The 21,891-nt window shown below is 65.3% G+C and carries 16 protein-coding genes and 2 rRNA genes (1 of these 18 running past the window's edge); 6 read left to right on the forward strand and 12 right to left on the reverse strand.

The features are described 5' to 3' along the window. Nucleotides 1–84 precede the first annotated feature (84 nt). The 3 genes from E0W60_RS25485 to E0W60_RS25495 all read left to right on the forward strand — a co-directional run bounded on the left by E0W60_RS25485 (nt 85) and on the right by E0W60_RS25495 (nt 2,162). Nucleotides 85–1,086 carry a tripartite tricarboxylate transporter substrate binding protein gene (locus tag E0W60_RS25485; RefSeq protein ID WP_133097984.1) on the forward strand — a complete coding sequence of 334 codons (1,002 nt, stop codon included), beginning with the start codon at nt 85–87 and terminating at the stop codon, nt 1,084–1,086. 132 nt (nt 1,087–1,218) lie between these two features. Further along, nucleotides 1,219–1,722 carry a MarR family winged helix-turn-helix transcriptional regulator gene (locus E0W60_RS25490; RefSeq protein WP_133097983.1) on the forward strand — a complete coding sequence of 168 codons (504 nt, stop codon included), beginning with the start codon at nt 1,219–1,221 and terminating at the stop codon, nt 1,720–1,722. Beyond that, the gene (locus E0W60_RS25495; protein WP_135705981.1) at nt 1,719–2,162 is read left to right on the forward strand and encodes a hypothetical protein; all 444 of its coding nucleotides are present in this window, start codon (nt 1,719–1,721) and stop codon (nt 2,160–2,162) included. The genes E0W60_RS25490 and E0W60_RS25495 overlap by 4 nt, the downstream gene beginning before the upstream one ends. Before the next feature lie 69 nt (nt 2,163–2,231). On the opposite strand, the gene E0W60_RS25500 is transcribed toward E0W60_RS25495, so the two are convergent. The 4 genes from E0W60_RS25500 to E0W60_RS25515 form a co-directional block, all read right to left on the reverse strand. Continuing rightward, nucleotides 2,232–3,914 carry a long-chain fatty acid--CoA ligase gene (locus tag E0W60_RS25500; protein ID WP_135705982.1) on the reverse strand — a complete coding sequence of 561 codons (1,683 nt, stop codon included), beginning with the start codon at nt 3,912–3,914 and terminating at the stop codon, nt 2,232–2,234. 194 nt (nt 3,915–4,108) lie between these two features. Then, nucleotides 4,109–4,759, reverse strand: a complete 651-nt coding sequence (locus E0W60_RS25505) for a TetR/AcrR family transcriptional regulator (RefSeq protein ID WP_205751639.1) — start codon at nt 4,757–4,759, stop codon at nt 4,109–4,111. Nucleotides 4,760–4,814: 55 nt separating this feature from the next. Further along, nucleotides 4,815–5,897, reverse strand: a complete 1,083-nt coding sequence (locus E0W60_RS25510; RefSeq protein WP_240745901.1) for an aminopeptidase — start codon at nt 5,895–5,897, stop codon at nt 4,815–4,817. A gap of 62 nt (nt 5,898–5,959) precedes the next feature. Then, nucleotides 5,960–8,068, reverse strand: coding sequence for a molybdopterin-containing oxidoreductase family protein (locus E0W60_RS25515; RefSeq protein ID WP_135705984.1), 2,109 nt, complete (start codon nt 8,066–8,068; stop codon nt 5,960–5,962). A gap of 277 nt (nt 8,069–8,345) precedes the next feature. Here E0W60_RS25515 and E0W60_RS25520 point away from each other — a divergent pair, with 277 nt between their 5' ends. After that, the gene (locus tag E0W60_RS25520; protein WP_135705985.1) at nt 8,346–9,533 is read left to right on the forward strand and encodes an ABC transporter substrate-binding protein; all 1,188 of its coding nucleotides are present in this window, start codon (nt 8,346–8,348) and stop codon (nt 9,531–9,533) included. Nucleotides 9,534–9,613: 80 nt separating this feature from the next. Here E0W60_RS25520 and E0W60_RS25525 read toward each other — a convergent pair whose 3' ends face one another. The 5 genes from E0W60_RS25525 to E0W60_RS25545 all read right to left on the reverse strand — a co-directional run bounded on the left by E0W60_RS25525 (nt 9,614) and on the right by E0W60_RS25545 (nt 15,317). Next, on the reverse strand, nt 9,614–10,645 hold the full coding sequence (locus E0W60_RS25525; protein ID WP_167884618.1) for an ABC transporter ATP-binding protein: 1,032 nt from the start codon (nt 10,643–10,645) through the stop codon (nt 9,614–9,616). A gap of 32 nt (nt 10,646–10,677) precedes the next feature. Then, nucleotides 10,678–11,676 carry an ABC transporter ATP-binding protein gene (locus E0W60_RS25530; RefSeq protein ID WP_029048054.1) on the reverse strand — a complete coding sequence of 333 codons (999 nt, stop codon included), beginning with the start codon at nt 11,674–11,676 and terminating at the stop codon, nt 10,678–10,680. Between the two features lie 16 nt (nt 11,677–11,692). Then, entirely contained in the window at nt 11,693–12,619 is a 927-nt protein-coding gene (locus E0W60_RS25535) for an ABC transporter permease (protein ID WP_133097975.1), read from the reverse strand. Nucleotides 12,620–12,622: 3 nt separating this feature from the next. Then, nucleotides 12,623–13,600 (reverse strand): ABC transporter permease, encoded by a 978-nt coding sequence (locus E0W60_RS25540; protein WP_133097974.1) that lies wholly within the window; start codon nt 13,598–13,600, stop codon nt 12,623–12,625. Between the two features lie 130 nt (nt 13,601–13,730). After that, entirely contained in the window at nt 13,731–15,317 is a 1,587-nt protein-coding gene (locus tag E0W60_RS25545) for an ABC transporter substrate-binding protein (protein ID WP_133097973.1), read from the reverse strand. 345 nt (nt 15,318–15,662) lie between these two features. On the opposite strand from E0W60_RS25545, the gene E0W60_RS25550 reads away from it, so the two are divergent. After that, nucleotides 15,663–16,856 carry a M20 aminoacylase family protein gene (locus tag E0W60_RS25550; protein ID WP_133097972.1) on the forward strand — a complete coding sequence of 398 codons (1,194 nt, stop codon included), beginning with the start codon at nt 15,663–15,665 and terminating at the stop codon, nt 16,854–16,856. A gap of 75 nt (nt 16,857–16,931) precedes the next feature. Beyond that, complete coding sequence (locus E0W60_RS25555) at nt 16,932–17,957, forward strand: DUF2891 domain-containing protein (protein WP_135705986.1); 1,026 nt, start codon at nt 16,932–16,934, stop codon at nt 17,955–17,957. A gap of 16 nt (nt 17,958–17,973) precedes the next feature. On the opposite strand, the gene E0W60_RS25560 is transcribed toward E0W60_RS25555, so the two are convergent. From E0W60_RS25560 to E0W60_RS25570, 3 genes are all read right to left on the reverse strand, one after another. Continuing rightward, nucleotides 17,974–18,951: a DUF3047 domain-containing protein gene (locus E0W60_RS25560; protein WP_135705987.1), complete on the reverse strand. Its 978-nt coding sequence runs from the start codon at nt 18,949–18,951 to the stop codon at nt 17,974–17,976. Between the two features lie 722 nt (nt 18,952–19,673). Then, nucleotides 19,674–19,787, reverse strand: a 5S ribosomal RNA gene (rrf, locus tag E0W60_RS25565). A 115-nt stretch (nt 19,788–19,902) separates the two neighbouring features. Continuing rightward, nucleotides 19,903–21,891 (reverse strand): 23S ribosomal RNA (locus tag E0W60_RS25570); it runs 890 nt beyond the window's last position.

Here is a 21,891-nt window from a genome sequence, read left to right on the forward strand (position 1 = left end):
TCGGCGCGCCGATTCCCGCCAACTAGAATGCACTGACCATGCCACCGCCCGGCAACACAAGGCGGCTACAACAGGAGACCACGCATGCAACCCCTTCGCCGGCGCGCCGTCGCGCTGTTGCTGTCCGCCAGCCTTGCCGCGCTCGCCAGTCCCGCGGCACTGGCCGCCGATCCGTATCCGACCAAGCCGATCCGCCTGGTCGTGCCATTCGCCGCCGGCGGCACCACCGATATCCTGGCCCGAGCTGTCGCCGCGGAGCTGGCCAAGCTGCCCGGCTGGAACGTGGTCGTGGACAACAAACCCGGCGCGGGCGGCAATATCGGCGCCGATATCGTCGCCAAGGCGGCGCCGGACGGCTATACGCTGCTGATGGGCACGGTCGGCACCCACGGCATCAACCAGTCGCTGTACGGCAAGCTGCCGTTCGACCCCATCAAGGACTTTGCCCCCATCGCCGAAGTCGCGGCGGTGCCGAACGTCCTGGTGGTCAACCCGGCGTTTGCGCAGCAGAACAAGATCGACAGCGTCAAGGACCTGATCGCCTACGCGCGCGCCAACCCGGGCAAGCTGAACATGGCGTCCAGCGGCAACGGCACCTCGATCCACCTGGCAGGCGAGCTGTTCAAGACGCAGACCAAGACCTTCATGGTCCATTTCCCGTACAAGGGCAGCGGGCCGGCGCTGACCGACCTGACCGGCGGCACCATGCAGGTGATGTTCGACAACCTGCCCTCGTCGATGGCGCTGATCAAGGCCGGCAAGCTCAAGGCGCTGGCCGTGACCAGCGCCAAACCCTCGCCGGCGCTGCCGGGCGTGCCGACCATCGCGCAGGCGGCCGGCCTGCCGCAGTACGAGGCCAGTTCCTGGTTCGGCATGCTGGCACCCGCCGGGACACCGCCGGACATCATCCACCGCATCCAGCAGGAAGTGGCCAAGGCGCTCGGCGCGCCCGCGGTGCGCGAACGCCTGCAGGCACAGGGCGCCGAACCGGTCGGCAACACGCCGGAGCAGTTCGCCGCGCTGATCCGCGCCGAAACCGCCAAATGGGCCAAGGTGGTCAAGGATTCAGGCGCCAAGGTGGATTGATGGCGGTTTGACCGCCGGCAGGGCGACCGTCCGCATCGCGCATATACTTGAGGCATCAAATGTTGGCTGCCGGTCCCGCTCCGGCAGCCGCTGGCGGCGTTCGCCGCACACCCGCGCACCGTTGCACTGAAGATGCCAAACCTGTCTCCTGCCGCCGGCGCCGAGAACGCGCCGGTCGACCTTGAAACCCGTGCCGACCAGACCGAGCACGAAGACCTGCGGCTGTGGCTGCGGCTGCTGACCTGCACCAACCTGATCGAAGGCGACATCCGCTCGCGGCTGCGGCAGGAATTTGCCTGCACGCTGCCGCGCTTCGACCTGATGGCCCAGCTCGACCGCCACCCCGAAGGGCTGAAGATGGGCGAGCTGTCGCGCCGCATGATGGTCACCGGCGGCAACGTCACCGGCATCACTGACCAGTTGCAGCAGGAAGGCCTTGTCTCGCGCGAGGCGCTGCCCACCGACCGCCGCGCCTACCTGATCCGCCTGACGCCGGCCGGACGCGCGGCATTCTCGCGCATGGCGCGCGCGCATGAGGACTGGATCGGGCAACTGTTTTCGGGTCTGGCCGAAACCGACCGGCGCGCGCTGTTCCGACTACTCGGCAGGCTCAAGAATGGCCTGATCTCGCCATGAAGACGCTACCCTACCTCACGCTGTGCGGCCTGCTGCCGCTCATGGCGGCGTGCAGCAGCACGCCGCAACCGCCGCAGGTGACCCCGGTGAACGCCACCATCAAGCTCGGCCGCGTGACCGAGAAGACATTCCTGACGCGGATGGACGTCGCGCAGGTGCCCTACTACGGCAGCGGCACCAGCGTCGGCGTGGGCGCGGCGGGTGGTGGCGGCGGCGGCGGGGTGGGCGTTGGCTTTGCCTTCGACCTGAGCCGACTGTTCAGCCGTCCGGGGCCGGTGCAGCAGATCGACCTGTTCCAGTACAAGGTGCGGACCACGGAAGGAGCGCTCGTATCGGCCAATGCGCCGGCGATAGCGGGGCTGGAGCCTGGCGCGTGCGTGCGGGTGATCTACCTCGACGGAAGCCCGGACCCAAGGCTGGCGCCGTCGAACGAATGCTGAGCCGCTGAAGGCTGCAAGACAAACGGCCCCCGTTGCGGAGGCCGTTTTCGTTTGCGCAGGAACTGGCGCTCAGGCCGCCTTGCGGCTGTCGCGCAGTTCGCGGCGCAGGATCTTGCCGACGTTGGTCTTGGGCAACTCGGTGCGGAACTCCACGTACTTCGGCCGCTTGTAGCCGGTCAGCCGCTCCTTGCAGAACTCGATCACGTCCGCCTCGGTCAGCGCCGGGTCTTGCTTGACCACGAACAGCTTGACCACCTCGCCCGAGTGCGTGTCGGGCACGCCCACAGCGGCCACTTCCAGCACGCCCGGGCACTCGGCCACCACGCCTTCGACTTCGTTCGGGTACACGTTGAAGCCCGACACCAGGATCATGTCCTTTTTGCGGTCAACGATCTTGGTGTAGCCGCGCTCGTCCATCACGCCGATATCGCCGGTCTTGAAGAAGCCGTCAGGGGTCATGACCTTGGCGGTCTCGTCCGGGCGGTTCCAGTAGCCCGCCATCACCTGCGGGCCGCGGATGCAGATCTCGCCCGGCTGGCCCAGCGGCACGTCCTTGCCGTCGTCGTCGCGGATCACCACTTCGGTCGAAGGCAGCGGCATGCCGATGGTGCCGGAGAACGCATTGCTGTCGGTCGGGTTGCAGGTGGCCGACGGCGAGGTCTCGGACAGGCCGTAGCCTTCGATGATCGGGCAGCCGGTCTTGTCCAGCCACTTCTTGGCTACCGCTTCCTGCACCGCCATGCCACCGCCGTTGGCCACGCGCAGGCCGGAGAAATCGACCTTGGCGATCTCCGGGTTGTTGATCAGCGCGTTGTACAGCGTGTTGACCGCCGGGAACATGTGGAACTTGTACTTCCGCAGTTCCTTGATAAAGCCCGGGATATCGCGCGGGTTCGGGATCAGCACGCTCATGCCGCCGCTGCGCATCCCCAGCAGGCAGCAGACCGTCAGCGCAAAGATGTGGTACAGCGGCAGCGCGGTAATGGTGACGATCTGGTCGATATGGCCGCCCTTGGCCAGCGCCGGCTGCATCCAGGCCTCGGACTGCAGCACGTTGGCGACCACGTTACGGTGCAGCAGCACGGCGCCCTTGCTCACGCCGGTAGTGCCGCCGGTGTATTGCAGGAAGGCGATGTCGTCAGGTCCGGTGGTCGCCGGCTGCAGCGTGAGCTTGCTGCCTTCGGCCAGCACGCTGTTGAAGCGCACGCAGTTGGGCAGCTCCCACTCCGGCACCATCTTCTTGACATTGCGCACCACGAAATTGACGATCGCGCCCTTCAGTCCGCCGAGCATGTCGCCCATGGTGGCGACCACCACATGCTTGACCGGGGTGCGGGCCAGCACCTGCTGCAGCGTGGCGGCAAAGTTCTCCAGGATGACAATGGCCTCGGCGCCGCTGTCCTTGAGCTGGTGCTCCAGCTCGCGCGGGGTGTAAAGCGGATTGACGTTGACCACGACGAAGCCGGCGCGCAGCACCGCGGCCAGCACCACCGGATACTGCAGCACGTTCGGCATCATGATCGCCACGCGCGCGCCGGGACGCAGCCCGCGCGACTGCAGCCACGCGGCGAAGCGCGCGGACATCTGGTCGAGTTCGCCGTAGGTGATGGCCTTGTCCATGCAGACGAAGGCCTTGCGGTCGGCATAGGTGCGAAAAGACGCTTCGAGCAGCTGGGCAAGCGTACGAAACTGGCTGGCATCAATCTCGGCGGGTACGCCGGCCGGGTAGTGTTTCAGCCAAATCCTGTCCATAGCACCGTCTCCTGAATTTCTGAATGGTCGTTCGATTTTTCCGAGATGCTAAACGGGCGCCCCGGTTAGAACAACAACTTAGCAACAACTTAGACGAAGTCCTCGGGGACATTGCACGATGCAACGCGCCCCTGACGGGCATTATGCGCCACCGGTGCCGCGGTGGCAGCGGGATAACCCCTAGGACGGTGCGCTCAACCGCCGCTGGGCAGCACCAGCTTCATCATGTTGGTAGCGAGTTCGTGCGCAAGCGCCTCGTCATCCATGCGGCCCGGCTGGTGCCACGTGTACATGAAGCCGACCACGCTGCCGATCGCATGCGCCGTCACGCGCGCATCGCCAAAGGCAAACACGCCCTCGCGCTTGCCCTCTTCCAGCAACGCATACAGGTCGCGGTAGAAGCCGCGCGCCATGCTGTCGAGCCACGCCACGGTCTCGGGGCGCAGGTACTGGTTGTCGCGGAAGCTGAGCGTCGCGGGCACGTGGCAGGCGACGCAGCGGCGCGCCATTTCGAGCAGGCAGGCATGCAGGCGCTCGCGCACCGGCAGCGCCGGGTCGGCGGTTTCGCGGATCACGGGCAGGCAGGTCTGCGCCGACTCGCGGCACAGGATGTCGAAGATCTCGTACTTGTCGGTGAAGTAGTAGTAGACCGCCGGCTTGGTCACGCCCAGCGCGCGGCACAGGTCGTTCATGGTCATGCCGGGATAGCCCTTGGTGTAGAAGAGCTGCGCGGCGGTATCCAGGATCTGGCGGCGGCGCGCTTCCTGGCGCTCGGCGATCTGCGCGCGCGCCGGCACGGGCTCGGGCGCGACGTCTTGTGGGTTGGGGCTCGGTACGGTCGACATGATCGCAATTCTCGCATGGCGCCATGGGCGGGAACGGACCAGAATGCGCCGATCGTCAGTTGGTCGCGGCCGCCTTGCCGCTCGCGGTCAGCGTATCGACGCGGGTAGCGGGCGGCGCCAGCCGGCGCAGCGCCGCCTCGCGCTCGGCGGACGGCAGCGCGCCGATGCGGCCGGCTTCGGCATAGAAGCGGCGCCAATCGCCATCGCACTGCGCCAGCAGCGCGGTAAAGGCCGGCACCCACTGCTGGTAGGTCGCCACCGCCGCCAGGTGGGCATTGGTCAGGGGCTGGTCGAACCAGCGGTCATAGCCGCTGTAGTTGCCCCACTCCACCTTGAGCCGCGCGTATTGTTCGCGCATGTCGGCGAAGATCCTGGCCTTGCCCTCGCGCTTGGCTTCGTCGTCCAGCGGCGTCTCGTACAGCGCCGCCAGCCGGTCGCGCGTGCCGAGCAGCAGCGCGCGGAACTGCTGGCGGCGCGCGTCGTACTGGCGATAGCTGGCGCGCGCGTCCTCCGACGCATCCTCGGCCAGCCAGCGCTCCACGCCGGCGGCTTCCACGGCGGTGGCAAAGGACTCGTTGAAGGCGGTGTCGTTGCGCACGTAGACCACCTGGTGCGCCAGTTCGTGGAAGATCAGCCGCGCCAGCTCGCCTTCCGGCAGGTAGACGAAGGTGTTGAGCAGCGGGTCGTCGAAATAGCCCAGCGTCGAATAGGCGGGAATGCCTGCCACGTACGCTTCCAGGCCGTCGCGGCGCAGGCCCTGCGCGTACTGCTCGGCATCGGCCTGCGCGTAGTAGCCGCGGTAGCTGATGCAGCCGACGATCGGGAAGCACCACTTGCGCAGCTCCATCGACAGCTCGGGCGTGGCGAACACGCTCCACACCACGTAGGGCCGGTGCAGGTTGGCGTAGCGGCGGTAGCTGCCGTTGTCGGGCAACTTCAGCTCGCGCGACGCGTAGTCGCGGATGCGGCCGGCCAGCGCCAGCCGTTGCGCCAGGCGCGCGTCGTTGGCGTCGCGCGCGCCGGCAATGGCGTCGTCGAGCGGCTGCGCCTGCGCCATCACGCCGAGGTGGCCGCCGATCGACTGCGCGTAGTAGCTGACGGTTTCGCACCCGGCCGTGAGCAGGGCCAGGGCCGTCATGACCGCCGCCGCCAGGATTGCCGCCCCGCGCCGGCGGCCGGGCCGCGGACCGTGCCGCGCGTTCATGCCGGCTGGACCGCCCCTTCCGTGCAGGCCTCGACCTGCACCAGGCAGTCATAGAATACCGGCGCCCGCCCCAGGTCGGTCAGGCGCTGGCTGGTCAGCTCGTTGGCGTTCTTGCCGTCCGAAGCCAGCTTCTTCCACCAGATCGACAGGCCTACCACCAGCCCGCGCCGGGCGCGGTCGGTCACGCGGGCGCGCGCCAGCATGCTGCCGCGGTCGTTGAAGGCGCGCACCATGGCGCCGTCCACGATGCCGCGCTCGGCGGCGTCGGCCGGGTGGATGTCCAGGTGCGGCTCGCCCTCGGTGGCGCGCAGGCTGTCGACATTGACGAAGGAGCTGTTCAGGAAGTTGCGCGCCGGCGGCGAGATCATCGCCAGCGGGTAGCGCGCCGCAAGTTCCGGCGCGGTCGCCGGGGACTCGTACTGCGGCACGTAGTCAGGCAGCGGGTCGAAGCCGTCGCGCGCCATCGGCTCGGAATAGAACTGGCACTTGCCCGAGTCGGTCGGAAAGCCGCCTTCGGCGAACGGTGCCGGCGCCAGCGCCAGCTTCTGCCAGCCCTGCTCCTTGAGCGATGCCCAGCTGATGCCGGCGGCACGCGCGTCGCCCGGAAGGATCGCCTGCGCGGCGATGTCGTCATCGCTGTCGGCAAAGCACGCCTCGGCAAAGCCCATGCGCAGCGCCAGGCGGCGGAAGATCTCGGTGTTCGGCAGCGCCTCGCCCATCGGCGCGATCGCCGCGTTGTTGGCCAGGAAATAGGTGTGGCCGTAGGCCTTGTGCACGTCGGTGTGCTCCAGCTGCGTGGTGGCCGGCAGCAGGATGTCGGCGTAGTCGGCGGTATCGGTGCGGAAGTGCTCCAGCACCACGGTGAACAGGTCTTCACGCGCAAAGCCTGCGGCCACCTTGCTGGATTCCGGCGCCACCGCGACCGGATTGCTGTTGTAGACCACCACCGCCTCGATCCGCGGTGCACCGGGGGCGGGGTCTGCCAGCAGTGCATCGCCGATGGTGCTCATGTTGACCAGCCGCGGCAGCTTCCCGGGCCAGCCCGGCAGCAGGTCGGGCCGCTGCAGCGCGGCCTCGTTGATCGGGAAGAAGCCCGAGGTCGACAGCTGCAGCCCGCCCGCGGCATGGCGCCACGCGCCCACCAGCGACGGCAGGCACGCCACCGCCCGCACCGCCTGGCCGCCGCCGTGCACGCGCTGCATGCCGTAGTTCAGGCGGATCGCCACCGGCTGGCGCTCGCGTACCGCCAGCTGGCCGTAGAGGCCTGCCAGCCACTCGATGTCTTCAACGGGGATGCCGCAGATCTCGGCCACGCGCGCCGGCGGATAGGACTGGGCGCGCTCGCGCAGTGCCTCGAAGCCCACCGTGTGGCGTTCGATGTAGTCGTGGTCGAGCAGCCCGTCGCGGACCAGCACATGGATCATGCCCAGCGCCAGCGCGCCGTCGGTGCCGGGCATCGGCGCGATATGGCGGTGGCATTTCTCGGCACTCAGCGAGCGGTAGGGATCGATCGCCACCAGCGTGGCGCCGCGGCGCTTGGCTTCCTGCGCACGCGTCCAGAAATGCAGGTTGGAAGCGATCGGGTTGCCGCCCCAGATGATCACCAGCCTGGCATCGGCCACGTGCTCCATGTCCATGCCGACGCTGGCGCCATAGGTGTAGCGCAACGCGGTGGCGCCGGCGCTGGCGCAGATGGTGCGATCCAGCCGCGATGCGCCCAGCTTGTGGAAGAAGCGTGCGGCCATGCTCTCGCCCTGCACCAGCCCCATGGTGCCCGCATAGCTGTATGGCACGATGGCCTGCGGATCGCGCGCGGCGATGGCCTGCAGGCGCGTGGCGATGGTGTCGAGCGCTTCGTCCCAGGAAATCGGCGCGAACTTGCCCTCGCCCTTCCTGCCAATGCGCTTCATCGGCGTCAGCAGGCGGTCGGGATGGTAGGTGCGTTCGGTGTAGCGCGATACCTTGGTGCACAGCACGCCCTGCGTGCCGGGATGGTCCGGATCGCCGGCCACCTTGACGGCGCGGCCGTCCTCGACGGTGACGAGCAAGGCACAGGTGTCGGGGCAGTCATGCGGGCAGGCGGCGCGGACGATGCGGGAAGCCATGGGATCTCCGGGGGCTGGCGGTCTGTCGTTATCTTTCGTTCGGTCGGAACGTGAGGTTTGTGGCGCGGTTTCCGCGGGTCGCGGGCCGGCGCCGCGGCGCGTCCCCGTCCGTGCGGGCGTGAGGAGCCAGGGCGGGGAGTATCTCGATCGGATTGTATTCGATATGATGTGCCGGCGCGCGGCCGGCCCCATGCTGGCAGCGCGCTTGCCGACCAATGCCGGCGCAGACCGGCCCATGGCGGCGAACGGGTAACCGAACCACATTTTGCGGGGGTTTATGTTTTTCCGATCCGGGGTCAAGGGCCGGCTTGCCGGCCTGCTGGTGGCGTGCGCCATCGGCACGTGCGGCGCATCCGGCGCTGCCATCGCCAGCACTGCCATATCCGAAAGCGGCGTCACCGCCGACACCATCCTGCTGGGGCAATCCGCGGCACTGACGGGCCCGGCCAGGTCGCTCGGCAAGCAGATGAACGCGGGCGCGCGACTGTATTTCGACCACATCAACCAGCAGGGCGGCATTTTCGGCCGCAAGATCCGGCTCGAAGTGCTGGACGACTACTACGAGCCCGAGCCTGCCGCCAAGAACACCCGGAAGTTGATCGAGGAAGAGCGCGTCTTCGCGCTGTTCGGCTACGTCGGCACGCCCACCAGCCAGGCAGCGCTGCCGCTGGCGACAGAGGCCAGGGTGCCGTTCTTCGGCCCGTACACCGGCGCGCGCTCGGTGCGCGAGCCGCGCAGCCGCTACGTCTTCCATGTCCGCGCCGGCTACAGCGACGAGGCCACGGCGATCCTGCGCCAGATCCAGACCACCGGCCTGAAGCGCGTGGCGGTGGTCTACAACGACGATGCCTATGGCAAGGCCGAACTGGAGGAGCTGGAACGCGCAGTGAAGAGCGCCGCCGACAGCGGCGTGCAGCTGGTTGCGCGCGAAGCCGTGGTCCGCAATACGATGGAAATCGGTGACGCCATGCAGGGCGTGCTCAAGGCCAGCCCGGACACCGTGGTGATGATCAGCGCCTATCGCACCGCTGGCGCCTTCGTCAAGGAAGCGCTGCGCCGCGGCTACAACGGGCAGTTCTATAACGTCTCGTTCGTCGGCACGCAGGCGCTGGCCAACGAGGTCGGCGCGAAAGGCAGCGGCGTGATCATCTCGCAGGTGATGCCGCATCCGGGCAATGCCACGCTGCCGGTGGTGCGCGAATACCTGCGCCTGCTGCAGGCCGCGGGCAAGCCGAACGAGTTCGACTACGCCAGCATCGAAGGCTACATTGCGGCGAAGGCGTTTGCCGAAGGACTGCGCCGCGCGGGCAAGGACCTGACGCGCGAGAAGCTGGTGACCGCGCTGGAATCGATGCGAAGCGTTGACCTGGGCGGCTTCATCGTCAACTTCACGCCGGAGAACCATGTGGGGTCGCGGTTCGTGGAGATGACGGTGATCAATTCGAAGGGGCAGGTGATCCGGTGAGTTTTCCTGCCCGCGCCTGTTTTCTCCCCTCTCCCTCTTGGAGAGGGGAGCAAGGCAGCGGGATTGCGTAAGCCGCCGCGCTACTTCATGTCATTCAAATGACAAGCCGAAAACCGCATCGGCGCAATCTCCTTCAGCGCCGGCTGCTCTTCCTTGCAACGTGGCATCGCATACGGACAGCGCGGATGGAAATGGCACCCCGACGGCGGATTCAACGGTGAGGGAATCTCGCCCTTGATCGCCACATAGGTCTTCTTGCCGACCTCCAGCTTCGGCGCTTCGGCCAGCAGCGCCTGCGTGTAGGGATGGTTCGGCGCGGCGAACACGTCCTCGGTCGGCGCCGACTCCACCACCCGCCCCAGGTACATGATCACGACGCGGTCGCTGATGTGCTTGACCACGCCAAGGTCATGGCTGATGAACAGGTAAGTCAGGTTCAGCTCTTCGCGCAGCCGCATGAACAGGTTCAGCACCTGCGCCTGGATCGATACGTCGAGCGCCGCCACCGACTCGTCGCAGACCAGGAACTCCGGCTTTACCGCCAACGCCCGCGCAATGCCGATGCGCGCGCGCTGCCCGCCCGAGAACTGGTGCGGGAAGCGCCGCAGCACGGTCGGGTCCATGCCGACGCGCACCAGCATGTCCTCGACATAGCCCTTCTGCCCGCCACGGTCGACCATGCCGTGCACCACCGGCGCCTCGCCGATGATATCCAGCACCCGCAGCCGCGGATTGAGCGAGGCGTACGGATCCTGGAAGATCATCTGGATCGCCAGTTGCTTCTCGCGACGCTTGTCCGGCGGCAGGTGGTCGAGGTTGGTGCCGCGCCACAGCCGATCGCCTTCCGTCAGCGTGTGCAGGCCCACGGCCATGCGGCCCAGCGTGGACTTGCCGCAGCCGGATTCGCCCACCAGCCCCACCACCTCGCCGGTGCGGATGCTCAGGTCGACGCGGTCGACCGCATGCACCACCTCTTCGCGCGCATGGGCGCCGAACAGGTTGGCGATGCGCGCGGCGGTGTCGAGCGACTTGACGAAGCGCTTGGACACGCCGCGCAGCTCCAGCAGCGGCGCCGCCGGTGCCTCGCCCGGTGCAGACGCAGTGTTTGCCATCGGTCGGGATTGCAGTTCAGTCGTGGTCATGGTCATGCCGCCTCCTGGTTGGCCAGCACCGGATGGAAGCAGCGCAGGCGGCGGCCGTCGGGAGCGGTCTCCAGCGGCGGCTCGGTCTTGCACGCGGCGGTCGCATACGGGCAGCGCTCGCGGAACGAGCAGCCGCCCGGCAGGTTCAGCAGCGATGGCGTCATGCCGGGGATCTGCCGCAGCGGCGCGCCGCGCGGGTTGCGCGACGGTGCCGATCCGATCAGGCCGTGCGTGTACGGGTGCTCGGGATGTTCCAGCACCTGGCGCACATCGCCGGCTTCGACAATTTTGCCGGCATACATCACGCACACGGTGTCGGCCAGTCCCGCCACCACCGACAGGTCATGTGTGATCCAGATCAGTGCCGTGCCGGATTCGCGGCACAGGGTCTGCATCTCGTAAAGGATCTGGCCCTGGATGGTGACGTCGAGCGCCGTGGTCGGCTCGTCGGCGATGATCAGGTCGGGCTTGTTCAGCAGCGCGATCGCGATCGCCACGCGCTGGCGCATGCCGCCCGAGAACTGGTGCGGATAAGCCAGCAGGCGCTCGTCCGGGGACGGGATGCCGACCCGCGCCAGCGCATTGCGCGCGCGCTCGCGGGCCACCGCCTTACCGACGTTCTCGTGCGCCAGCACCGCCTCGATCATCTGCGTGTCGATGCGCAGGACCGGGTTGAGCGTCATCATCGGGTCCTGGAAGATCATCGCGATGCGGTTGCCGCGCACGTCGCGCTGCTGTGCCGGCGTCAGCGCGCGCAGGTCGCGCGTAATGCCGTCGCGGCTGGTGAGCGCGATGCGCCCGTCGACCACCTTCCCGGGCGGGTCGATCAGGCCCATGATCGAGTAGCCGGTCATCGACTTGCCGGAACCGGACTCGCCCACCAGCCCCATGATCTCGCCGCGGCCCACGGTAAAGGACACGTCGTCGACAGCCTTGGCAATGCCGCCGCGCGTATAGAAATGCGTCTTCAGGTTCTCTACGACCAGCGTAGGTTGTGCCATGTCGGTCTCCCGCGGGTTATTGCGTCTGCAGGCGCGGGTTGAGCACGTCGCGCAACTGGTCGGCCACCAGGTTCATCGCCACGATGGTGACCACCAGTGCGATGCCCGGGAAGAAGCTGATCCAGTACTTGCCCGACAGCATGTATTGCTGGCCGTTGGAGATCAGCGAGCCCAGCGACGGCTCCGTGATCGGCACGCCCAGCCCGAGGAACGACAGCGTCGCCTCCAGCGTGATCGCCGACGCCACCTGCAGCGCCGCGATCACGATCAGCGGCGGCAGGCAGTTGGGCAGCAGGTGGCGGAACATGATGCGGCGCGGCGGCAGGCCCAGGCAGGTGGCCGCCTCGATATATTCCTTGCGGCGCTCCACCAGCGCGGCGCTGCGCGTGGTGCGCGCGTAGTAGGCCCACTGCACCGCCACCAGCGCGATCACGATATTGCCCAGCCCAGGGCGCAGGAACGCCAGCAGGATCAGCGCCAGCAGGATCGGCGGGAACGACAGCTGCAGGTCGGCCACGCGCATGATGAAGGCCTCGGTGCGCCCGCCCAGGAAGCCGGCCAGCAGGCCCAGCGTGGCACCCAGCAGCAGCGCAATCACGGTGCTGACCACGCCCACGCCGATGCTGATGCGCAGCCCGTACATCACCGCCGACAGGATGTCGCGCCCCTGCTCGTCCGAGCCGAGCAGGAAGGTCATGCCGGTGCCGGCCTTCTCGCCCGGCGCCAGGCGCGCGTCGAGCACGTCGAGCGTAGCCAGGTCATACGGGTTCTGCGGCGCCAGCCACGGCGCGAGGATCGCAATCAGGATGATGGTGACCAGCGTGGCCAGCCCGGCCACCGCGATCTTGCTGGAAAAGAACTCCGTGGCAAAGCGGCGCCACGGCGATTGTTCGCGCGCGGCCGGCGAAGTCTTGTCTTGCGGTTCAACGGTTGCGGCAGTCATGGCTCAGCCCTTGTTGTCGGCAATGCGCACGCGCGGATCGAGCATGCTGTAGACGATGTCCACCACCAGGTTGATCAGGATAAACAGCGTCACGATCACCATCAGGTAGGCGACGATCACCGGCCGGTCCAGCAGCTGGATCGAGTCGATGATCAGCTTGCCCATGCCGGGCCAGGCAAAGATCGATTCGGTCACGATCGCGAATGCGATGATCGAGCCGAACTGCAGCGCGATCACGGTGACGATCGGGATCAAAATGTTCTTCAGCACATGCACGCCGACGATGCGCGTATTGGACAGGCCCTTGGCGCGCGCGAACTTGACGTAGTCCTGCAGCATCGCCTCCTGCGTGCCGGCGCGCGTGAGCCGGATCACCATGGCGATGTTCAGCAGCGACAGCGTCACCGCCGGCAGCACCAGGTGGCGGATGCCGTCGACGGTCAGGAAGCTGAGCGGGATGCCGAGCACGCGCACGGTCTCGCCGCGGCCGTTGGACGGCAGCCAGCCGAGCTGCACCGCGAACACCATGATCAGCATCAGGCCGACCCAGAACGTGGGCAGCGAGAAGCCCAGGATCGACACCGTCATGATTGACTTGCCCGCCACGCCGTTGGGCCGCAACCCGGCCCACAGCCCCAGCGGGATGCCAAGCACGATCGCCAGCAGGATCGCGCACACGGCCAGCTCCATGGTGGCCGGCATGCGCTCGAAGATCAGCTTGAGCGCCGGCGTGCCGTGCGCGAACGAGGTACCGAGGTTGCCCTGCAGCGCATTCTGCAGGAACACCCAGTATTGCTCCCATAGCGGCTTGTCCAGGCCAAGCGCCGCGATGGTGCGCTTGATGTCCTCCTGGTCGGCCTGCGGGTTGATCAGGATGTCGACGGGATTGCCGATGGCAAAGACGCCGAGGAAAACCAGCAGCGACATGACGAAGAGCACCACTACGCTCTGCATCAGGCGCCGGATGATGAAAACCAGCATATAAAGACCACTATCCTTTCGCGCGCGAATGCGCACGCCGCCCGGGAGCGCCATGCGCTTCCAGGCGGCGCGGCAGCCATGCGCGGCACCGCGAACTCAGCAGCAGGCAGCCTGCTTACCGGGGCTTGACTTACTGGGGCTTGAAGTTATGCGCGTAGGTGCGCTCGTCGGTACGCGGCACGTAGACGATGCCCTTCTGCGTGGCCCAGGTGGTCACCTGCTGGTGGATCGGGATGATACCGCCATCGTTGATCGCGATCGCGGTGGCTTCCTGCAGCATCTTGGAGCGTTCGGCGTCATTCACGGTAGACAGCGCCTGTTCCAGCACCACATCCATCTTGGGGTTGCAGTATTCACCCCAGTTGGTGGTGCCAAAGCCCTTCTTGCTGTCCTCGCACGCCAGCAGCGCGCGCAGCGGCGAGCTGACCTCGCCGGTCTGCGCGCCCCACCCGAGCAGGCCGAACGACCACTCGTGCTTGATGCCCTTGGACGAGTACGTCGCCATCGGCATGCCTTCGACCTTGGTGGCGATGCCGATGCGGGTCAGGTTCTGCGCGATCGTCTGCGCGATCTTCTCGTCGTTGACGTAGCGGTTGTTGGGCGTGTGCAGCGTCACGCCGAAGCCGTTCGGGTAGCCTGCCTGGGCCAGCAGCTTCTTGGCGCCTTCGGGGTCGTACTTGACCGTCTTCAGGTTGGGGTTGTAGCCGAACAGCGTGGGCGGCACCAGGTTGTTGGTCGGCTCCGACAGGCCTTCCATCAGCCGGTCCTTGATGCCCTGCCGGTTGATCGCCATGCTGATGGCATTGCGCACGCGCGCATCCTTCAGCGGGTTCTTGTCCAGCGGCGCGCCTTCCTTCGTGGTGACGTAGGGCGACTTGTCGCGCTTGGCATCGAAATACAGGTAGATCACGCGGTGCGAGATCTTGGAAAAGAACGACAGCTTGGGATCCTGCCGCACCTTGGGCAGGTCGGGCGTCGGCACGTTCTCGATCGCCTGCACGTCGCCCGACAGCAGCGCCGCCAGACGCGTGGCCGGATTCGGGATGAAGCGCAGCGTGGCCTTTTCCCACGCCGGCTTGGCGCCCCAGTAGTTGTCGTTGCGCACCAGTTCGACCCGGTCGTCGCGGGCGTAGCTGACGAACTTGAACGGCCCGGTGCCGATCATGCCCTTGCCCTGGGCGAAGTCGTCCGAGCTCAGGCCCTGCGTCGCCTTTTTCTGCACGATGAAGATCGACGTCAGGTCGTTCAGCATCAGCGGGTACGGCTTGTTGGTGGTCAGCTGGATGGTGTACTTGTCGATCACCTTCTTGTTGACGATCGCCTTGGTGTAGACATCGAACTTGCCCGGGCTGTTCTGGATGGTAGCCGGGCGGTCCAGCGACCAGACGATGTCTTCGGTGGTCAGCTCGGAACCGTCATGGAACTTCACGCCCTGGCGGATCTTGAATTCCCAGGTCAGGTTGTTGACCAGCTTCCAGGACTCGGCCAGGCCGGGAATGATGCGGCTGTCCGGGTCCATCTTCACCAGCGAGTCGAAGATGTGCTCCGACACGTTGATATTGGAGAACAGGTTGTAGAAATGCGGATCCATCGAGGTCGGCGGCGAACTCATGGCCAGTTTGAGGTCCGCGGCCTGGGCGCTGCCGGACCATGCCAGGCCAAGGGCCCCGGCCACGGCGACAACACCGATTGCCTTCTTGAAAGTGCGAAGGGACATCGCGCAATTCTCCCTGTAGGAAGTGAAGCAGACGTTTTAGGATCGGCAATGCACGCGCCGCGGGTCACGCGGCAGGTCGCGCACGGGCGCTGCTTTTTGGTGCGCTATCTGGCGCAGCGATGCAGCGCAAAACGGCAATTTGCCGGCCGGACACTTCAAGCATGAACTGTTCCAGCAGTCGACATATCCCGGCAATGCGGGGAAACCCACACCGTTTGGCATATTGCACCGCGCCATTCGCTGCATGAGGCACGAACCGGCGCATTTTGGCGCTTTTCCGAGAGGCATCGTATGATCGGGGGTATCCGACGCCTACCCGGCGCGCCACGCCCAGACTCCGGCATCATGAAGCTCATCCCCGAAATCCTGCAGGCGCAAGCTGAAATCCGCGCGATCCGCCGCGATATCCACGCGCATCCGGAACTCTGCTTCGAAGAACAGCGCACCGCCGACGTGGTCGCCCGCAACCTCGAGTCGTGGGGCATCGAAGTGCATCGCGGCCTCGGCACCACCGGGCTGGTCGGGGTGATCCGCAATGGCGGCAGCGCGCGCACCATCGGCCTGCGCGCCGACATGGACGCCCTGCCGCTGCAAGAGGCCAACACCTTCGGCCACTGTTCGCAGCATGCGGGCAAGATGCATGCGTGCGGCCACGATGGCCATACCGCGATGCTGCTCGGCGCGGCGCGCTACCTGGCGCAGCACAAGCCCTTCGACGGCACCGTGCACCTGATCTTCCAGCCGGCCGAGGAAGGCGGTGGCGGCGCGCGCGAGATGATCAAGGACGGGCTGTTCTCGCGTTTTCCCTGCGATGCGGTGTTCGGCGTGCACAACTGGCCCGGCATGCCGGTCGGCGCTTTCGGCACGCGCGTGGGTCCGCTGATGGCTTCGAGCAATGAATTCCGCATCGTCGTGCGCGGCAAGGGTGCGCATGCGGCCATGCCGCACAATGGCAACGATCCGGTCTTCACTGCCGCGCAGATCGTCTCGGCGCTGCAAGGGATCATCACCCGAAACAAGCGCCCGATCGATACCGCAGTGATCTCGGTCACGCAGTTCCATGCCGGCGACGCCACCAATATCGTGCCGAACGAAGCCTGGATCGGGGGCACGGTGCGCACGTTCACGGTGCCGGTGCTCGACCTGATCGAGCGCCGCATGGAGGAAGTGTCCCGCGCCGTCGCGAGCGCGTTCGACTGCACCGTCGACTACGAATTCCACCGCAACTATCCGCCCACGATCAATACCGAGGCCGAGACCGGCTTTGCCGCCACGGTGGCCGCCGAACTGGTGGGCGAAGCCAATGTCGACAGCGATATCGAGCCGACCATGGGCGCCGAGGATTTCTCCTTCATGCTGCAGGAAAAGCCAGGCTGCTACCTGTTCCTCGGCAACGGCGACGGCGCGCATCGCGACAGCGGGCATGGCATGGGGCCCTGCATGCTGCATAACCCCAGCTACGATTTCAACGACGAACTGCTGCCGGTGGGCTCGACCTTCTTCGTGCGGCTGGTGGAGAAATGGCTGGCGCCCGCGTGACAACTAGAACTCAAGGCGCAGCCTGCAGGCAAAATCGATAACAGCGCATTCGCGCAAGACAGGGGGAGCATCTGCATGGGCCGCTCGGCGCTTGATCGCGGGACGGCGCGCAGCTTTGCGCGCGTGGCGCTGGACAATATCCTGCGCCGCTATCCGTACAAGGTGGATCACATGATGTGCGCCACCGGCGACGTGGCCGAGCCGGCGACCTGGCACCCGGCCTTCTGCGGCAGCTACGACTGGCATTCGAGCGTGCATATGCACTGGCTGCTGGTGCGGCTGCTGGCGCTGTACCCGGACCTCGATGAAGCTGCCGAACTCCGCGATGCCCTCGACGCGCAGCTGCGGCCGCAGCATATCGCGGTCGAACTGGACTATTTCCATCGACCCGGTTCGCGGACGTTCGAACGTCCGTATGGCTGGGGCTGGGTGCTGAAGCTGCAGGCGGAATTGCTGGCACTGGCGCAGCAGGATCCGCGCGCCGCGGCATGGGCCGACGCGTGCGCGCCGCTCGCCTCGCACCTGTCGCGGCAATTGGCCGAGTTTCTGGACGCGGCGGATTTCCCGGTGCGCACCGGCACGCACTTCAACAGCGCCTTTGCCTGCGTAATGGCGCTGGCCTACGCGCGCGCGACGCAGGACACGGCCTTGCGGCGCGCCATTGTGCGGCGCGCGCACCGCTGGTTCGGGCACGACCGCAGCTATCCGGCGCGCTATGAGCCAGGCGGCGATGAGTTCCTGTCGGGCGGCATGACCGAAGCCGTATTGATGCATGCCGTCATGGACGGCAGCGCATTCGGGCAATGGTGGGAAATGTTCGTGCCGGGCGCGGCGGAACTGGCCAACTGGCTGACGCCAGTGGAGGTCGCTAATCGCAGCGATCCCAAGACGTCACATCTCGACGGGCTGAACCTGTCGCGCGCCTGGTGCTGGCGCCTGCTGGAGCCGGCGTTGCCGGAATCGCTGCGCCCGCTGGCCGTGCGCGCCTGGTCCGACCATATCGAGGCATCGCTGCCCTATGCCGTTGCCGGCGAGTATGTCTCGACACACTGGCTGGCCTCGTTCGCGGTGCTGGCGATGGCCGAGCCGGTCGGCGGCTGAAGCCGCCGCTTTGCCATCAGTCCAGCGCGATGTCCCCGTACCAGGATTCCGCGTTGCTCCGGGTGTTGTCGGTATCGGTCATGATGCCGACCGCAATCACTCGCCCAGGATCGGTGCCGAACGCCTTGCGGTAATCGGCGCGCAGGTCGCGTTCGTGGCATCGCCACTCATTGGCATGCTTCGTGCCGCTATCGACCACGATCATGCGCACACGGTCGGTATGCGGATTGGCCACCACCGAGCCTTCGGCGCGCTTGCCGCCCCAGATATACATCAGTGTGGCGTAGGGCATTTCCCGCCCGGTGGTGAGCCGTGCCATCTCGTACATCAGCTGGTCTTTCAGCGGCAGGCTGCCCTTGTCGCCATCGAAGGCGACGAACAGGCGCAGCGGAGAATCCTCGCGCGGACCGTGGCTGTTGTCGGCATTGCGGATGATGCCGCTGGTCTTCCAGCTCCAGCGCACCATGCCGGCATCGCGGTCGTGCAGGGGAACGTAGAGGCCTGACGCCGAGCTTTCGGCCTGCGCGTGGACGACGACGCGCTGGTCGACTTCGACTATCGAATAGCGCGTCGGGGTCTTGTTGCGGTTGATGGTCCAGGGCTGCCAGCCGATCGGCAGGCGGCCGTCACGCGGGGCAACCGAGAACAGCGGCAGCGTGGCACGGGTCTGGGGCTCGTCGGCGGCGTCTTCACCGTCGTCCCCGGCGTCTGCCTCCGCAGCCCGGGCACTGGCGGCGGCAAGCGGATCGCTCGGGGCGGCCGGCGCAACCTCGCCGCCGGCCGCGCGCTGCTCGGCGGCGACCTGGGCCGCGGCGTAAGCGCCCATGCGCTTGGCAAACGCCTGACAATCGACCGCCGAGGCCGTTGCCAGGGATGGCGTGTCAGCAGTGGAAGCGGAAGAACCCGTGGAACCAGGAGAAATGGATGCGCATCCTGCCAGCATCAGCGCGCTCGCCGCGCCCGTAAAAACCAGCCGAAACACCTTGGCCGTCATGTAACCCCTCGAATCCCGAAACTGGCCCTGCTTCCTTGGCAAGGACCTGTCTATTGCTCACAGCTTGCTGCCTGCAAACGGCTTCGTGCCGCTTGGGGACACTTAAAGGTCGAACATAGCAGAAGGTTTGCGGGGCCGGAATGCTGGCGTACCCGGGATGCGGCGGGAATACAACGGGGTTTTTTGATGTTGTCGCCGATTGTGAGGTGTTGTCGGTTGTTGGAGTGGCTTTGTCGCGGTTGGTGACAGGCCCGCCGTTGAGGCTTCGCCGTCGCTGCTGATGACGTGCTGTCGGCCGTTGAACCGACAGATACTGCCGGCGCGCAGCGCAGCCGTAGGCGTTCCTGCGTTGACGCCGGCAGCAGGCGCCCTACGCCCGGCATGGGGATCGTTCAATAGTCGGTCGACGCAGCCACCATCCCAGACTCACCTGGCGTAGCAGGTCCGAACCACCAGCCACATCGAACGGAAATCACCACCGCCCGAACCACCGACGCCGGTGAATTGATAGCCAGCCGCTCAGGCGACGCGTTTTTTGGTTACTTTTTGGCGCTCGGACAAAAAGTGACCCGCCCAGCAGGGCGGAACCAGGCGCTTCAACGGCCGACAGCATGTCACCAGCAACGCCAGCATGGCGCCAACCACCTTGTAGCAAAAAATCAAAACTCAAAAAGCAAAAACCCCTCGCAGCACACGCTGTCGAGGGGTTTTGCACAATAAGAGCCTGGCGATGACCTACTTTCACACGGGTAATCCGCACTATCATCGGCGCGGAGCTGTTTCACGGTCCTGTTCGGGATGGGAAGGGGTGGTTCCAGCTCGCTATGGTCACCAGGCATGAGGGGTTGTGGCGCTGGGGTTGAAGTCAGCGTCACGAATCGGGATGTAGTTGGGGTTGTGCGTATCTGGCACAGACACGATCACACACACCAGGTGAAACACACTGGTTATAGGATCAAGCCTTACGGGCAATTAGTACTGGTTAGCTTAACGCATTACTGCGCTTCCACACCCAGCCTATCAACGTCCTGGTCTCGAACGACCCTTCAAGGAGGTCAAGCCTCCAGGGAATCCTCATCTTCAGGCGAGTTTCCCGCTTAGATGCTTTCAGCGGTTATCTCTTCCGTACATAGCTACCCTGCGATGCCTCTGGCGAGACAACAGGTACACCAGCGGTACGTCCACTCCGGTCCTCTCGTACTAGGAGCAGCCCCCGTCAAGATTCCAACGCCCACGGCAGATAGGGACCAAACTGTCTCACGACGTTTTAAACCCAGCTCACGTACCTCTTTAAATGGCGAACAGCCATACCCTTGGGACCGGCTACAGCCCCAGGATGAGATGAGCCGACATCGAGGTGCCAAACACCGCCGTCGATATGAACTCTTGGGCGGTATCAGCCTGTTATCCCCAGAGTACCTTTTATCCGTTGAGCGATGGCCCTTCCATTCAGAACCACCGGATCACTATGTCCTGCTTTCGCACCTGCTCGACTTGTCGGTCTCGCAGTTAAGCACGCTTTTGCCATTGCACTTTAGGTACGATGTCCGACCGTACCAAGCGTACCTTCGAACTCCTCCGTTACACTTTGGGAGGAGACCGCCCCAGTCAAACTGCCTACCATGCACTGTCCCCGACCCGGATTCACGGGCCAAGGTTAGAACCTCAAACAAACCAGGGTGGTATTTCAAGGACGGCTCCACGTGAACTGGCGTCCACGCTTCAAAGCCTCCCACCTATCCTACACAGATCGGTTCAAAGTCCAATGCAAAGCTACAGTAAAGGTTCATGGGGTCTTTCCGTCTAGCCGCGGGGAGATTGCATCATCACAAACACTTCAACTTCGCTGAGTCTCGGGAGGAGACAGTGTGGCCATCGTTACGCCATTCGTGCAGGTCGGAACTTACCCGACAAGGAATTTCGCTACCTTAGGACCGTTATAGTTACGGCCGCCGTTTACCGGGACTTCAATCAAGAGCTTGCACCCCATCATTTAATCTTCCGGCACCGGGCAGGCGTCACACCCTATACGTCCACTTTCGTGTTTGCAGAGTGCTGTGTTTTTATTAAACAGTCGCAGCCACCATTTTATTGCAACCCCTTCACCCTTCTGGCGCAGGCCAGTCAAGCTACCAGGGCGTACCTTATCCCGAAGTTACGGTACCAATTTGCCGAGTTCCTTCTCCCGAGTTCTCTCAAGCGCCTTAGAATACTCATCTCGCCCACCTGTGTCGGTTTGCGGTACGGTCTCGTATGACTGAAGCTTAGAGGCTTTTCTTGGAACCACTTCCAATTGCTTCGCAGCACTAGGCCGCTCGCCCCACATCCTTGAATCCCGCGCCCGGATTTGCCTGAGCGCCTTCTCCAATGCAGGGACCGGGACTTCCAACACCCGGACAACCTTCCGCGATCCGTCCCCCCATCGCATCATACGACGGTGCAGGAATATTAACCTGCTTCCCATCAGCTACGCATCTCTGCCTCGCCTTAGGGGCCGACTCACCCTACGCCGATGAACGTTGCGTAGGAAACCTTGGGCTTACGGCGAGGGGGCCTTTCACCCCCTTTATCGCTACTCATGTCAGCATTCGCACTTCTGATACCTCCAGCATCCTTTACAAGACACCTTCACAGGCTTACAGAACGCTCTCCTACCACGCACTTGCGTGCGTCCGCAGCTTCGGTATATAGCTTAGCCCCGTTACATCTTCCGCGCAGGACGACTCGATCAGTGAGCTATTACGCTTTCTTTAAAGGGTGGCTGCTTCTAAGCCAACCTCCTGACTGTTTTAGCCTTCCCACTTCGTTTCCCACTTAGCTATATTTGGGGACCTTAGCTGGCGGTCTGGGTTGTTTCCCTCTTGACACCGGACGTTAGCACCCGATGTCTGTCTCCCGTGATTGCACTCTTCGGTATTCGGAGTTTGCTATGGCGGGGTA

The organism is Cupriavidus oxalaticus (genome assembly GCF_004768545.1).
Taxonomy (GTDB): domain Bacteria; phylum Pseudomonadota; class Gammaproteobacteria; order Burkholderiales; family Burkholderiaceae; genus Cupriavidus; species Cupriavidus oxalaticus_A.

What these genes read in the sequence shown, in the direction of transcription:
- E0W60_RS25495 (WP_135705981.1), top strand. Translation starts at nt 1,719, where the DNA reads ATGAAGACGCTACCCTACCTCACGCTGTGCGGCCTGCTGCCGCTCATG.
- E0W60_RS25560 (WP_135705987.1), bottom strand. Translation starts at nt 18,951, where the DNA reads ATGACGGCCAAGGTGTTTCGGCTGGTTTTTACGGGCGCGGCGAGCGCG.
- E0W60_RS25490 (WP_133097983.1), top strand. Translation starts at nt 1,219, where the DNA reads ATGCCAAACCTGTCTCCTGCCGCCGGCGCCGAGAACGCGCCGGTCGAC.
- E0W60_RS25535 (WP_133097975.1), bottom strand. Translation starts at nt 12,619, where the DNA reads ATGACTGCCGCAACCGTTGAACCGCAAGACAAGACTTCGCCGGCCGCG.
- E0W60_RS25525 (WP_167884618.1), bottom strand. Translation starts at nt 10,645, where the DNA reads ATGGCAAACACTGCGTCTGCACCGGGCGAGGCACCGGCGGCGCCGCTG.
- E0W60_RS25500 (WP_135705982.1), bottom strand. Translation starts at nt 3,914, where the DNA reads ATGGACAGGATTTGGCTGAAACACTACCCGGCCGGCGTACCCGCCGAG.
- E0W60_RS25550 (WP_133097972.1), top strand. Translation starts at nt 15,663, where the DNA reads ATGAAGCTCATCCCCGAAATCCTGCAGGCGCAAGCTGAAATCCGCGCG.
- E0W60_RS25505 (WP_205751639.1), bottom strand. Translation starts at nt 4,759, where the DNA reads ATGTCGACCGTACCGAGCCCCAACCCACAAGACGTCGCGCCCGAGCCC.
- E0W60_RS25485 (WP_133097984.1), top strand. Translation starts at nt 85, where the DNA reads ATGCAACCCCTTCGCCGGCGCGCCGTCGCGCTGTTGCTGTCCGCCAGC.
- E0W60_RS25530 (WP_029048054.1), bottom strand. Translation starts at nt 11,676, where the DNA reads ATGGCACAACCTACGCTGGTCGTAGAGAACCTGAAGACGCATTTCTAT.
- E0W60_RS25510 (WP_240745901.1), bottom strand. Translation starts at nt 5,897, where the DNA reads ATGACGGCCCTGGCCCTGCTCACGGCCGGGTGCGAAACCGTCAGCTAC.
- E0W60_RS25515 (WP_135705984.1), bottom strand. Translation starts at nt 8,068, where the DNA reads ATGGCTTCCCGCATCGTCCGCGCCGCCTGCCCGCATGACTGCCCCGAC.
- E0W60_RS25545 (WP_133097973.1), bottom strand. Translation starts at nt 15,317, where the DNA reads ATGTCCCTTCGCACTTTCAAGAAGGCAATCGGTGTTGTCGCCGTGGCC.
- E0W60_RS25520 (WP_135705985.1), top strand. Translation starts at nt 8,346, where the DNA reads ATGTTTTTCCGATCCGGGGTCAAGGGCCGGCTTGCCGGCCTGCTGGTG.
- E0W60_RS25540 (WP_133097974.1), bottom strand. Translation starts at nt 13,600, where the DNA reads ATGCTGGTTTTCATCATCCGGCGCCTGATGCAGAGCGTAGTGGTGCTC.
- E0W60_RS25555 (WP_135705986.1), top strand. Translation starts at nt 16,932, where the DNA reads ATGGGCCGCTCGGCGCTTGATCGCGGGACGGCGCGCAGCTTTGCGCGC.